Origin of the sequence: Streptomyces sp. NPDC048606 (assembly GCF_040650855.1) — a bacterium.
Taxonomy (GTDB): domain Bacteria; phylum Actinomycetota; class Actinomycetes; order Streptomycetales; family Streptomycetaceae; genus Streptomyces.
Window position 1 is genome coordinate 1 of sequence record NZ_JBEZIB010000002.1, and the last position, 12,050, is coordinate 12,050.

General features: G+C 69.9%; 17 protein-coding genes. 11 read left to right on the top strand and 6 right to left on the bottom strand.

What is annotated here, in order from left to right:
• Window positions 1-154 precede the first annotated feature (154 nt).
• From AB0D01_RS02070 to AB0D01_RS02085, 4 genes are all read right to left on the bottom strand, one after another.
• A complete protein-coding gene (locus tag AB0D01_RS02070) occupies window positions 155-745 on the bottom strand; it encodes a malonic semialdehyde reductase (protein WP_363053054.1) in 591 nt (196 codons plus the stop codon).
• Window positions 746-845: 100 nt separating this feature from the next.
• Window positions 846-1,085, bottom strand: coding sequence for an exodeoxyribonuclease VII small subunit (locus AB0D01_RS02075; protein WP_363053055.1), 240 nt, complete (start codon window positions 1,083-1,085; stop codon window positions 846-848).
• 82 nt (window positions 1,086-1,167) lie between these two features.
• A complete protein-coding gene (xseA, locus tag AB0D01_RS02080; RefSeq protein WP_363053056.1) occupies window positions 1,168-2,463 on the bottom strand; it encodes an exodeoxyribonuclease VII large subunit in 1,296 nt (431 codons plus the stop codon).
• A 33-nt stretch (window positions 2,464-2,496) separates the two neighbouring features.
• Window positions 2,497-3,864: an APC family permease gene (locus AB0D01_RS02085; RefSeq protein ID WP_363053057.1), complete on the bottom strand. Its 1,368-nt coding sequence runs from the start codon at window positions 3,862-3,864 to the stop codon at window positions 2,497-2,499.
• A 106-nt stretch (window positions 3,865-3,970) separates the two neighbouring features.
• Between AB0D01_RS02085 and AB0D01_RS02090 the strand changes: the two genes are divergently transcribed.
• Both AB0D01_RS02090 and ppgK read left to right on the top strand, forming a co-directional pair.
• On the top strand, window positions 3,971-4,984 hold the full coding sequence (locus AB0D01_RS02090) for a 4-hydroxy-3-methylbut-2-enyl diphosphate reductase (protein WP_363053058.1): 1,014 nt from the start codon (window positions 3,971-3,973) through the stop codon (window positions 4,982-4,984).
• An 86-nt stretch (window positions 4,985-5,070) separates the two neighbouring features.
• The gene (gene ppgK / locus AB0D01_RS02095; RefSeq protein WP_363053059.1) at window positions 5,071-5,817 is read left to right on the top strand and encodes a polyphosphate--glucose phosphotransferase; all 747 of its coding nucleotides are present in this window, start codon (window positions 5,071-5,073) and stop codon (window positions 5,815-5,817) included.
• Between the two features lie 24 nt (window positions 5,818-5,841).
• On the opposite strand, the gene AB0D01_RS02100 is transcribed toward ppgK, so the two are convergent.
• Window positions 5,842-6,231, bottom strand: coding sequence for a DUF6542 domain-containing protein (locus tag AB0D01_RS02100; RefSeq protein WP_363053060.1), 390 nt, complete (start codon window positions 6,229-6,231; stop codon window positions 5,842-5,844).
• Window positions 6,232-6,457: 226 nt separating this feature from the next.
• Here AB0D01_RS02100 and ychF point away from each other — a divergent pair, with 226 nt between their 5' ends.
• The 9 genes from ychF (at window position 6,458) to AB0D01_RS02145 (ending at window position 11,394) form a co-directional block, all read left to right on the top strand.
• The gene (gene ychF, locus AB0D01_RS02105; RefSeq protein WP_363053061.1) at window positions 6,458-7,546 is read left to right on the top strand and encodes a redox-regulated ATPase YchF; all 1,089 of its coding nucleotides are present in this window, start codon (window positions 6,458-6,460) and stop codon (window positions 7,544-7,546) included.
• A 396-nt stretch (window positions 7,547-7,942) separates the two neighbouring features.
• Window positions 7,943-8,137, top strand: coding sequence for a hypothetical protein (locus AB0D01_RS02110; protein WP_363053410.1), 195 nt, complete (start codon window positions 7,943-7,945; stop codon window positions 8,135-8,137).
• Complete coding sequence (locus tag AB0D01_RS02115; protein WP_363053062.1) at window positions 8,121-8,633, top strand: DUF6879 family protein; 513 nt, start codon at window positions 8,121-8,123, stop codon at window positions 8,631-8,633. The genes AB0D01_RS02110 and AB0D01_RS02115 overlap by 17 nt, the downstream gene beginning before the upstream one ends.
• Entirely contained in the window at window positions 8,630-8,857 is a 228-nt protein-coding gene (locus AB0D01_RS02120; protein WP_363053063.1) for a helix-turn-helix transcriptional regulator, read from the top strand. The genes AB0D01_RS02115 and AB0D01_RS02120 overlap by 4 nt, the downstream gene beginning before the upstream one ends.
• Before the next feature lie 62 nt (window positions 8,858-8,919).
• Window positions 8,920-9,393, top strand: a complete 474-nt coding sequence (locus tag AB0D01_RS02125) for a transposase (protein ID WP_363053064.1) — start codon at window positions 8,920-8,922, stop codon at window positions 9,391-9,393.
• A gap of 44 nt (window positions 9,394-9,437) precedes the next feature.
• Window positions 9,438-9,893 carry a transposase gene (locus AB0D01_RS02130; RefSeq protein WP_363053411.1) on the top strand — a complete coding sequence of 152 codons (456 nt, stop codon included), beginning with the start codon at window positions 9,438-9,440 and terminating at the stop codon, window positions 9,891-9,893.
• 8 nt (window positions 9,894-9,901) lie between these two features.
• Complete coding sequence (locus tag AB0D01_RS02135) at window positions 9,902-10,534, top strand: DUF5753 domain-containing protein (RefSeq protein WP_363053412.1); 633 nt, start codon at window positions 9,902-9,904, stop codon at window positions 10,532-10,534.
• A gap of 71 nt (window positions 10,535-10,605) precedes the next feature.
• Window positions 10,606-10,818 carry a hypothetical protein gene (locus AB0D01_RS02140; protein WP_363053065.1) on the top strand — a complete coding sequence of 71 codons (213 nt, stop codon included), beginning with the start codon at window positions 10,606-10,608 and terminating at the stop codon, window positions 10,816-10,818.
• A 363-nt stretch (window positions 10,819-11,181) separates the two neighbouring features.
• Window positions 11,182-11,394: a hypothetical protein gene (locus AB0D01_RS02145; RefSeq protein ID WP_363053066.1), complete on the top strand. Its 213-nt coding sequence runs from the start codon at window positions 11,182-11,184 to the stop codon at window positions 11,392-11,394.
• Window positions 11,395-11,439: 45 nt separating this feature from the next.
• Here the strand turns inward: AB0D01_RS02145 and AB0D01_RS02150 are convergent, their stop codons facing one another.
• Window positions 11,440-11,712: a hypothetical protein gene (locus AB0D01_RS02150; RefSeq protein WP_363053067.1), complete on the bottom strand. Its 273-nt coding sequence runs from the start codon at window positions 11,710-11,712 to the stop codon at window positions 11,440-11,442.
• Window positions 11,713-12,050 lie beyond the last annotated feature (338 nt).

The following is a 12,050-nucleotide window of genomic DNA, read 5'->3' on the forward strand; positions in this document are numbered from 1 at the left end:
ACCCCAGCCCCCCCCCCGCCCCCGCGCGCCGCGGGCCCCCGCCCCCCCGGTCCCCCGGGGGGCCCCCGCCCCGCGCCCCCCCGAACACGCGCACGCCCCCCCCCCCCGTACGTCGGGGTGGGCGGCCTTCTCGTCGTGCGCGGGGCCCGGAGGATCAGACGGTGGTGACGACCTGGTCGAAGTCCAGGCGCGGGGAGCGCGGGAACCAGGCGTTCTCGCCCGGCTTGCCGATGTTGATCACCATCAGCGGGGTGTGGTCGGCGTCCAGGAACTCCTTCTGCACGCCGGCGAAGTCCAGGCCGGTCATCGGGCCGGCGGCCAGGCCGGCGGCGCGGACGCCGACGATGAAGTAGGCGGCCTGGAGGGCGCCGTTGACCAGGGCGGACTGCTCGCGGACCGGGCGCTCGGAGAAGAAGGCGTCCTTGGCCTGCGGGAAGTGCGGCAGCAGCTGGGGGAGCTCCTCGTGGAACTCGTTGTCCACGGACAGGATCGCGACCAGCGGCGCGGCGGCGGTCTTGGCCTGGTTGCCCTCGGCCATGTGCTTCACGAGGCGCTCGCGGGCCTCGGCGGAGCGGACCAGCGTGATGCGCAGCGGGGTCTGGTTGAAGGCGGTGGGGCCGAACTTCACCAGGTCGTAGATCGCCTGGACCTGCTCCTCGGTCACCGGCTCGTCGGAGAACGAGTTGGCGGTGCGGGCCTCGCGGAAGAGCAGGTCCTGAGCGGCGGCGTCGAGAACGAGAGACATCGAAAAGCCTTCTTCTGTACGGAGGTGAAGCGCGATGTCCTGAACTCTACGGCGAAAGTAGGTGAAATTTCAACTAAAGCGGTGTCGGAGGTGGCCCGAATCACTCCTGGCGGCCGGCCGAGCCCCCCTCGGCCTCCGCCTCGCGGGCGGCCAGGGCCGAGTCCAGCCGGGCCCGCGCCCCCTCCAACCAGCGACGACACACCTGGGCCAGCTCCTCGCCGCGCTCCCAGAGCGCCAGGGACTCCTCCAGGGAGGTGCCACCGGCCTCCAGCTTGCGGACGACCTCGATGAGTTCGTCGCGGGCCTGCTCGTACCCCAGCGCCGTATCGGTTTCAGCCATTCCCGTGATCGCTCCCTGAATAGTAGGTGTGTAGTGCATCGAGATTGTTGCCGGAGTGTGTCGAGACCGTTCGTGGACGCGGCTACGCCCGAGGCGCGGGACCCGGGGCCGTGTCCGAGGGCGCTTGCGGGGTGGTGGCCGGGGGCACGTCCGGGGCCGCGTCCGGGGCCGCGTCCGTCACGGTGACCGCGAACTCGCCCGCCGCGACCCGCGCCCGCAGCGGCTCGCCCGCCGTCACCTCCGCCGGCGCCCGCACCACGTGTCCGTCGGCCCGCTGGAGCACCGCGTACCCCCGCTCCAGGGTGGCGGCCGGCGACAGCGCCACGACCCGCGCCCGGGTGTGCTCCAGCTCCGAGTCGGCCCGGTCCAACAGGTGCCCGAGCGTGCGCCGGCTGCGCCCGAGCAGGGCCTCCACCTCCGCCTCCCGGGACTCCACCATCCGCTGCGGGTGCACGAACACCGGCCGGGCGAGCGCGTGCGCCAGTCCCCGTTCCTCCCGGTCGAGCAGTCCGCGCAGGGCGCGCAGCCCCCGACCCTGGAGCTGGCGCACCCGCTCCAGCTCCTCCCCGACGTCCGGGACCACCTTCTTCGCCGCGTCCGTCGGGGTGGAGGCCCGCAGGTCGGCGACCAGGTCCAGCAGCGGGGAGTCCGGCTCGTGCCCGATCGCCGAGACCACGGGGGTACGGGCCGCCGCCACGGTCCGTACGACCTCCTCGTCCGAGAAGGGCAGCAGGTCCTCCACGCTGCCGCCGCCGCGCGCCACGATGATCACGTCCACGTCGGGCCGGGCGTCCAGCTCCCGTACGGCCTCGATCACCTGCGGTACCGCGTGGACGCCCTGCACGGCCACGTTGCGCACCTCGAAACGGACCGCCGGCCAACGCCGCCGGGCGTTCTCCAGCACGTCGCGCTCCGCCGCCGAGGCCCGCCCGACCACCAGCCCGATCAGCTGAGGCAGGAACGGCAGGGGCTTCTTGCGGTCCTGGGCGAACAGCCCCTCGGAGGCCAACGACCGCTTGAGCCGCTCCAGGCGGGCCAGCAGCTCCCCGATGCCGACCGGACGGATCTCCGTCACCCGCAGGGACAGCTGTCCGCGCGGTGCGTACCACTCCGGCTTGGCCAGGACGACGACCCGCGCGCCCTCCGTGACCACGTCCGCGACCTCCTCGAACACCTGCCGGAAGCAGGTCACGCCGACCGAGATGTCGTGCGAGGGGTCGCGCAGGGTCAAGAAGACCACCCCGGCCCCCGGGCGCCGGTTCAGCTGGGTGATCTGCCCCTCCACCCAGACCTGCCCGAGCCGGTCGATCCAGCCGCCGATCAGCCGGGAGACCTGACCGACCGGGAGCGGCGCGTCCGCCGACGTGTTGAGAGCCATGCAGGCAGGCTAACCGGCCCGGCTGACAGCGTCTCAGGCGGCGGGGCGGGTCGTGCGGCGGCCGCGCTGGACGAACAACACCACGAGCCCCACCACCAGCCACACCGCCCCCACCAGCTGCGCCGCCCGGGACGCCTCGACGATCACCGCCACCGTCACCACCGCGCCCAGCACCGGAACCACCAGGTGCTTCCACCACACGGGAGCGCCCCCGCCCCGCTTGACCACGAACCAGCCGACCACCGAGGCGTGCAGCAGGGTGAACGCCACCAGCGCCCCCACGTCCACCACCGAGACCAGGTGGTCCAGCCCGTCGTCGCGCCGCGCCGCCCACACCGCCGCCACCAGCGTCACCGTCGCCGCCACCAGCAGCGCCACCCGCGGGGTGCCGTGCGAGGTGCGGGCGAGCCCGCGCGGCAGCCGCCCCTCCCGGGCCATCGCGAACAGCAGCCGCCCGGCCGCCGCCTGCCCCGCCAACGCCGCGAACGCCGCCCCCACCGCCTTGCTCACCGCCACCAGGTCGTGCAGCCACACCCCCACCGACGCCTCGACGCTGTCGTAGAAGGCCGGCCCCTGCTTCGCCGGATCGGCGGCCAGCTCCGCCGAGGAGACCGGCGTCAGCAGCGCCACCAGGTAGGTCTGCGCGATGAACAGCACCCCCGTCAGGGCGAGGCAGAACAACACCGCCCGCGCCACCCGCGCACCGCCGCCCGTGACCTCCTCCGCGAACGAGGCGATGGCGTCGAAGCCGAGGTAGGACAGGACCGCCACCGACACCGCCCCCAGCACCGCCGCCGTACTGAACCCCAGCGAGCCGTCCCCGGTCAGCGGCGACAGCCAGCCCCGCCGGGCCCCGTCGCGCACCAGCACCGTCACCGCCGCCACCAGGAACACCAGCAGCACCACGATCTCCATGGCCAGCACCGCGAAGCCCACCCGGGCGGCCGCCCGTACGCCCCACAGGTTCAGCGCGGTGGTGACCACCACGGCCAGCGCCGTCCACACCCACTGCGAGACCGCCGGCACCAGCGCGTGCATCGCGATCCCCGAGAACAGGTACGCCACCGCCGGGATCAGCAGGTAGTCCAGCATCGCCATCCACCCCGCGATCAGCCCCGGCCCCTCGCCCAGCCCCTTGCGGGCGTAGGTGAACACCGAGCCGGCCTGCGGGGCCACCCGCACCATCTGCGCGTAGGAGAAGGCCGTGAAGGCCATCGCCACCGTGGCGACCAGGTAGACGAGGGCGACGGCCCCGTGCGACTTGGCGTCCAGCGTCCCGAAGACCCCGACCGGGGCCATCGGGGCGATGAAGAGCAGCCCGTAGACGACCAGGTCCCGGAAGCCGAGACTCCGCCGGAGCGCCGTGGGCGCGGGCGGGCGGGAATCCGTAGCGGATGTCATCGTTCCTCCGGGTGATCTCCGGTGCGGACGTTCGACCGGATCCCTGCGCGTCCCTGCAAGTCTCTGCCGAACGGGGGACGTCCGGCCTGCTGGAGACCCCCGTACGATGGAGCGTATGACTGCTCCCGCCCCCGCTCCCGCATCCCGCCGCGTCCTGCTCGCCGCCCCGCGCGGCTACTGCGCGGGCGTGGACCGAGCCGTGATCGCTGTCGAGAAGGCCCTCGAGCAGTACGGTGCGCCGGTCTACGTCCGACACGAGATCGTGCACAACAAGTACGTCGTCCAGACGCTGGAGAAGAAGGGCGCCATCTTCGTCGAACGGACGGAGGAGGTCCCGCCGGGCAACATCGTGATGTTCTCCGCGCACGGCGTGGCCCCCGTGGTGCACGAGGAGGCGGCGCGCGGCCGGCTCGCGACGATCGACGCGACCTGCCCGCTGGTCACGAAGGTCCACAAGGAAGCCATCCGCTACGCCAACGACGACTTCGACATCCTCCTCATCGGCCACGAGGGCCACGAGGAGGTCATCGGCACCTCCGGCGAGGCCCCCGACCACATCACGATCGTCGACGGCCCCCACGACGTGGACAAGGTCACCGTCCGTGACGAGTCCAAGGTCGTCTGGCTCTCCCAGACCACCCTCTCCGTCGACGAGACGATGGAGACGGTCGACGCGCTGAAGACCAAGTTCCCGCTGCTGGTCTCCCCGCCGAGCGACGACATCTGCTACGCCACCTCCAACCGGCAGGCGGCCGTCAAGGTCATGGGCGCCGACTCCGACCTGGTCATCGTCGTCGGTTCGAAGAACTCCTCGAACTCCATCCGCCTGGTCGAGGTCGCCAAGGACGCCGGCGCCAGGGCCGCGTACCTGGTCGACTTCGCGAGCGAGATCGACGAGGCCTGGCTGGAGGGCGTCACCACGGTCGGCCTGACCTCGGGCGCCTCGGTGCCGGAGGTGCTCGTCGAGGAGGTCCTGGAGTGGCTCGCGGCCCGCGGTTACGCGGACGTGGAGATCGTCAAGACCGCCGAGGAGTCCATCACCTTCTCGCTGCCCAAGGAACTGCGCCGCGACCTGCGCGCCGCGGCGGCCGAGCTGGTGGCCGACGGCTCCGACAAGTAGCACGGCTCCGACAAGGAGCACGGCTCCGACAAGGAGCACGGCTCCGACAAGTAGCTACGGGCGCGGCTCGTTCGTACGGTGATTCCATGCAGATCTTCGGTGTGGACATCGGCGGTTCCGGCATCAAGGGCGCTCCCGTCAACGTGGAGCGCGGCGAGCTCGTGCAGGAGCGGCACAAGGTACTGACCCCCCATCCGGCCACCCCCGACGGGGTGGCCGGATGCGTCGCCGAGGTGGTCGGCGCCTTCGACTGGAGCGGCCCGGTCGGCGTCACCTTCCCGGGCGTGGTCACCAACGGCATCACCCGCACGGCCGCCAACGTCGACAAGGCCTGGGTCGGCCTGGACGCGGCGGCCCTGCTCTCCTCACGGCTCGACGGGCGCCCGGTGACGGTCCTCAACGACGCCGACGCGGCCGGCGTCGCCGAGATCACCCACGGGGCGGGCCGCGGCGTGGCGGGCACGGTGCTGCTGCTGACCCTGGGCACCGGCATCGGCAGCGCCCTCTTCCGCGACGGGGTGCTCGTGCCCAACACCGAGCTGGGCCACCTGGAGCTCAAGGGCCACGACGCGGAGACCCGGGCCTCGGTCAAGGCCAAGGAGGACGGGGACCTCAGCTGGGAGCGCTGGTCGCACCGGCTGGCCCGCTACCTGGCCCACGTGGAGATGCTCTTCTCGCCCGACCTGTTCATCCTCGGCGGCGGGGTGAGCCGCAAGCCGGAGAAGTTCCTGCCGCTGGTCAAGGACCACGTCCGGGCCCCGATCGTCCCCGCCGAGCTCCAGAACAACGCGGGCATCGTGGGCGCGGCGATGGCCGCGCGGGGCGCCGCGTAGCCGTCCCCGGCCACCCCGCTCCTGCTACGCCGTACTGCTGCGCCGGGCCGCCGCGGCCCGCCTGCGGCCGCTGAGCGCGGCCCGGCGCACCAGCGCGATCAGGGCGGCGACGAGCGTGCCCGCGTACAGCCAGCCCGCGTGCAGGGACAGCGCGGACACCACCCCCATCAGCTCCCCGCCGAAGCCGCCGGAGCCGCCGGAGACGGGCCACACCCCGGCGGCGAAGGCGATCGGCACGGAGATGGGCGCGGTGATCAGGTCGGCCGGCCTCACCCAGACGGAGGTCGCGGCGGCGACGGGCAGGAACAGCAGCCCGTACGCGAAGAGCGAGGAGTCGAAGAGCAGCCAGGAGATCCCGGCGACCAGCAGCATCGCCACGCAGGCGAACAGCCCGCCGCCGAGACCGGTCAGCATGGGCCGCGGCATCCGCCGGGCCGGCCCTGCGGCCGGGGGACGGGGCCGTCGCGCCTGAGGGTGAGGTACCGAACGCATCCTGTATTGCTCCACCCCACCAAACTAGGCGGGAGGGCACCGAGTGGCCGCCTGGACACGCGTACATCCACCGGCGCTCATCGGAAAGTAAACTGTCCGACGGCCCACTCCGGGCCGCCGCCCCCTCCAGCTACGGGAAGTCGCCAACGTGTCGCTCACGATCGGAATCGTCGGCCTGCCGAATGTCGGCAAGTCGACCCTGTTCAACGCCCTGACCAAGAACGACGTGCTGGCGGCCAACTACCCGTTCGCCACCATCGAGCCGAACGTCGGCGTCGTCGGCGTGCCGGACCCGCGTCTGGCCGTCCTCGCGGGCATCTTCGGCTCGCAGAAGGTCCTGCCCGCCACCGTCGACTTCGTCGACATCGCCGGCATCGTGCGCGGCGCCTCGGAGGGCGAGGGCCTCGGCAACAAGTTCCTCGCGAACATCCGCGAGTCGGACGCGATCTGCCAGGTCATCCGCGCCTTCAAGGACGAGAACGTCGTCCACGTCGACGGCAAGGTCTCGCCGAAGGACGACATCGAGACGATCAACACCGAGCTGATCCTCGCCGACCTCCAGTCCATCGAGAAGGCGGTGCCGCGCCTGACGAAGGAGTCCCGCCTCCAGAAGGACAAGGTCGCCGTCCTGGCCGCCGTCGAGAAGGCCCAGAAGATCCTCGAAGCGGGCGAGACCCTCTTCTCGAAGGGCATCACCAAGGGCACCGAGCAGGGCGACCTCCTGCACGAGCTGCACCTGCTGACCACGAAGCCGTTCCTGTACGTCTTCAACGTGGACGAGGACGAGCTGACGGACGACGCCTTCAAGGCGGAGCAGTCCGCGCTGGTCGCCCCGGCCGAGGCCATCTTCCTGAACGCGAAGCTGGAGGCGGACCTCGCGGAGCTCGACGACGAGGAGGCCCTGGAGCTCCTCCAGTCGGTCGGCCAGGACGAGCCCGGCCTCGCCACCCTCGGCCGCGTCGGCTTCGCCACCCTGGGCCTCCAGACGTACCTGACGGCCGGCCCGAAGGAAACCCGCGCCTGGACGATCAAGCAGGGCGCCACCGCCCCGGAGGCGGCGGGCGTCATCCACACCGACTTCCAGCGCGGCTTCATCAAGGCCGAGGTCATCTCCTTCGCGGACCTCGTCGAGTGCGGCTCGGTCACCGAGGCCCGCGCCAAGGGCAAGGCCCGCATGGAAGGCAAGGACTACGTCATGCAGGACGGCGACGTGGTGGAGTTCCGCTTCAATGTGTAGTGCCTGATTCCTTGATCGGTCGAAGTGACTGGTCGAGGTAAGGAACCCCAGTTCAGGGGCCAGATCTTCGGGTCTGGCCCCTTCCTGTTTTCTCCTGCGGATTCAGGCCGTTTCCGGGTCGTGTGCTGACTTGGTGCTGACCCTGCGGAGGGGGTTGGGTCGCTGATGACCTGGGCTTTCGAGGGGGCAGCAAGGGCGTCGGGATAGCCCTTGGCGAGGGGAGGAGGGGCAAAGCCCTCAGAGGCCCGCACGCGGGCCCTCTTTATGCAAGAACGCGCATAGTCGCGAGAGTGCATAGACGGCCGTGCATGGCGTCCGTACCGTCGTTCTGGGCGGCTCCGGCAGGGGGCTGCGGACTTGGGGGTTCACGTGTCCGAGCGCACTGGATTGACTCGGCTGACGGGCGGAGACGACAAGAACGGAAGCGGGGAGTGCGGACACGGCGACTGCCCGAACGTGTACCGCACTGAGCAGGGAAGCATCGTGGTACAGGGTGACCTGTTCGACGGCTTCACGCCCCCGCAGGGGGAGGGCCTAGTGGAGGTTCCGGAGAGCGTGTTGCGGGAGGCAGTCCGTGCTCTTGGCTGGTGAGAAGTGGCAGGCGAAGTTCAGCGAGTTCACGAGTGAGGCGTGGCGGCTGGAGACGCGTCCCATCTACCGCGTCCCCCAGGAGGCGGACGAGTTCTCCCGGTTCCTCGCAGGGGAACGGTTCCCCGGCCCGTACGAGGACGACTGGACGGCGCTGATCCGCAGGCACCGCGAGACCGGCGGGACGATCGGCCGCGTCCACGTGGTGACGCGTCCGTTCTCGGACTACCTACGCTTCGAGTTCGAGCGGTACTACCGCCATCAGGCTCCGGTCGGGGAAGACAGCCGCATCCTCGATGTCACGGACCGGACGAACCCCCTGGCAGGTGTCGACGACTTCTGGATGTTCGACCGCTCCACAGTCGTCCTGATGAAGTACGCCGACGACGGGACACAGATCGAGCGGGAACAGTACGAAGGTGATCCCGCTCCGTTCCTGGAGTACCAGCGCATTGCTCTCGCTGGGTCGGTTCCGTTCCTGGAGTACGTGACTGCGTGACGTTCGAGCCCGAGCAGCTCGGCCAGTCCGCTCAGGAACTCGCCGCCACGCTGCGGAAGCTGCGCAAGCAGGCCGGTCTCTCCGGGGACCGGCTTGCCGCGCGGTGCAACATGTCGCAGTCGAAGGTGAGCCGCATCGAGAACGGGAAGGTACGCCCCACCCTGGTGGACATAGAGCGCCTGCTCACGGCTCTGGAGGCCCCGCCGGCCCTAGGGCCTGTGTGACGTCGTGATCAGCTTCTGGGTTCTGCCCTCTTCGTAGGCCGGGATCCTGTAGGCCTGGGGTTGTGACGCGCAGGCAACTCACAAATGACCAGTGGAAGTTCATCGAGCCGTATCTGCCGATCGGCAGGTACGGCCCGTATCCGGAGCGGTTGCGGGAGCAGTTCGAGGGTGTGATCTGGCGGTTCCGCTCCAGTGCCCAGTGGCGGGAGATGCCTGCCGAGTTCGGGCCCTGGGCGACCGTCTACGGACGCTTCCGCGTCTGGCGGGACGCCGGTGTGTTCAGCGCCCTGTTGGAAGGTCTGATCGCAGAGGGGGCCCGGGCGGGCAGAACGGACTTGTCGCTGGTCAGCGTGGACTCCACCACGGTCCGGGCCCACCACGACGCCGCAGGGATGCGTGTCAGCAGGCACCTCATGAAGGCCCTGGAGGAAGCCGTGCAGGAGCAGGAGGAGGCCCGTCAAAAAGGGGCGGCACGGCGGAACAGAACGGACAGGACGAACGGCGGCGCATCCGGCGCAGACGCAGGCTCCGCCTGACCGAAGGCCTGCTCGGCAGGTCCCGGGGCGGCCTCACCAGCAAGATTCACCTCGCCGCGGACCGCCAGTGCCGTCCGCTCGCGCTGGTCCTGACGGTCGGGCAGGCCGGGGACAGTCCGCAGTTCATCCCCGTGCTGGCGAAGGTGCGAGTCCGTCTGCCGGTCGGCCGTCCCCGCACGACGCCCGGCGCGGTCGCCGCGGACAAGGCCTATTCGTCCCGCGGCAACCGCGCCTACCTGCGCAAACGCGGAATCAAGGCCGTCATCCCGGAAGAAGGGCGCACGAGGCGGCCGGCCCATCAGCCACGAAGCCGACCTCTACAAGGAACGGAACACCGTCGAACGCCTGATCAACAAGCTGAAAGCCTGGCGAGGCATCGCCACCCGCTACGACAAAACCCCGGACAGCTACCTCGCTGGTCTCCACCTCCGCGCCGCCATGATCTGGGTCGACGACCTCCTCAAACCCACCGAATGATCACGACATCACACAGGCCCTAGTGGCCGAGGTGTCGGCGTTGGCCCGTATCGCCGCGACGGAGTGGCAGGACGCCCGCTCGATGCGTCGCAAGGGCCTGGACAAGAAGCAGCTCGAACTGGCAGGCCTGGAAGCGTCCTCGATCCATTTCCGGTTCTTCCTCCTGTCCATGCTCACGGCCCTGTTGTCGACCCCGGAGTACATCCGGGCCAGCCTGGAGCACATCCCCGGTGACCACAGCCGTGCGGTGGCGAAGAAGCTGGAGCGGCAGGACGTCCTCTACGACTGCCGCAAGCAGTTCACGTTCCTCGTCACCGAACAAGCTGCGTGCTCCCCCTTCATCCCTCCGGACGCCATGGCCGTGCAACTGGACCGGTTGGCGTCGCTGACCCACCTGCCGAACCTGCGCCTCGGCGTGCTGCCCCTGGACACCCGGCTGCCGGGCTGCCCGCTGAACACGTTCACCGTGTACGACGAGCGGTTGGCGACGGTAGAGACGACGACAGGGGTCATGGTCTTCCGCGACCCACGGGACATCCGGATGTACCTCGACGAGTTCGCCGCCTACGAGGAACGGGCGGTCTTCGGCGAAGACGCTCGGGAACGTCTTGCGGAATGGGCCGCGGCCTTCCGCTCCTGCATCTTTAGTCCAGGACATGACTGAACCTCGATGCAGTCCCTGCCTGCGGGCAAGATGCCGTGACATCGGAGAACCCAGGCGGGGAGGCGTGCGAGATGCGCGAGACGTATGAAGCACAGACGACGATGTCCGAGACGGTGGCCCTGTCCCTGCCGCCAGTACGCCCGGAGCCCGTCGCGGGCTGCCGGGACTGTCTCGGCTTCGCGGTGCAGCGGGTCAACGCAGGGTCGGTCAGGGACTACTCCAAGGTCTCGGACATGAATGTGACCCTGCAGGCGCACCTGCGTGACGCGCACGGGGGCGAGTAATGACCCGCGCCGTGCTGCGGTACGTGACGCACCGGATCACCCAGCACCCGGACACCGACGTGACGTTCGAGGCCGAGTGCCTCCACTGCGCGTGGACGGCACATCCGTCGGAGGACGGGGCGGCTGTGGACATCGAGTGCATGGCACATGCAGGACTCAGCGGTCACAAGGGATTCAGGCGGGTGTGCACGTCATTCGCCCTGGTGGTGAGGGCTGAGTGAAAGAGGCTCGGCGGGCCGACCCTCAGCTGAAGCAAGACACGTTGCAGGTGACGCCGACAGCCAAGGAGCCGGCGCAGTCGACGGCCGTACGCGCCCGGCAAGGCGGGATTTCACGACGGAGAATTCCAAGTCGAGGAGGCCGATGACCAAGGAAGAGTGGATCGAGCGAGAGCTGGCCAAGGCTCCGAAGCCGACGGCCGAGGATGTCTGGTGGGTGCTGAACAGGTTCGGCTTCCCGCCGGAACAGGTGGAGGCGGCCTACGAAGCGATGCTGCGGGAGAAAGCGATGCTGCGGGACAAGGGGAGGCGCGCGATAGCAGAGCAGCACGGAGGCGGCCATGCGGAAGCTCCCTGACGCGGGCCCCTCGTAGCCAGCCCGACCTGGCCACGGGGGCAGCGTTCAACCGATAGGGGCGGCGCAGGCCAGGAGGGGCCCGGCCGCCTTGCTCCACGACTCGCCCCGCGCGAGAGAGCCCGACCCCTCGGTGCGCAGGGAATCGACCACAGGTGCGAGGAAGGTGGTCCGCCAGTGCTGTACGGTCTCGGGCTTCATGCCGCTCGTGTCGACCACGGACCCCAACCTGGCTTCGAGGACATCCGCTCCCTGCGCGATGTCGTCCCCGGTCCACTCGTCCACGTGCTCGGCTACCAGAGCCCACGACAGCTTGATCATGAGTCGGATCGTAGAGGCGGAGGCATGCAGACGGGAGAGGTGAGGGGGTGCGGTATGACCCCTTGAGCCTGCCTTTCCAGCCGCCGCGTCTTAGCAGCTCGGAATCTGCCACGGTTCCAGGCGCGACAAGGTCTGCTACTTGCCGCTGATACGAGACGTTTCCCCAGGTCAGAAGAGTTTCAGCGATGCAGGTGACGCCTTTCTGGGACGCACGTTCCTGGGGTTCGGCAGCACAGGCCATGACAGCAGCCAGGCACAGGCTGCATCCGCCGATCGTGTGGAGAGCAGCCGAAGAGGGCGCTAGTCGTGCACCGCTTGCATGACCAGCGGTCTGACGT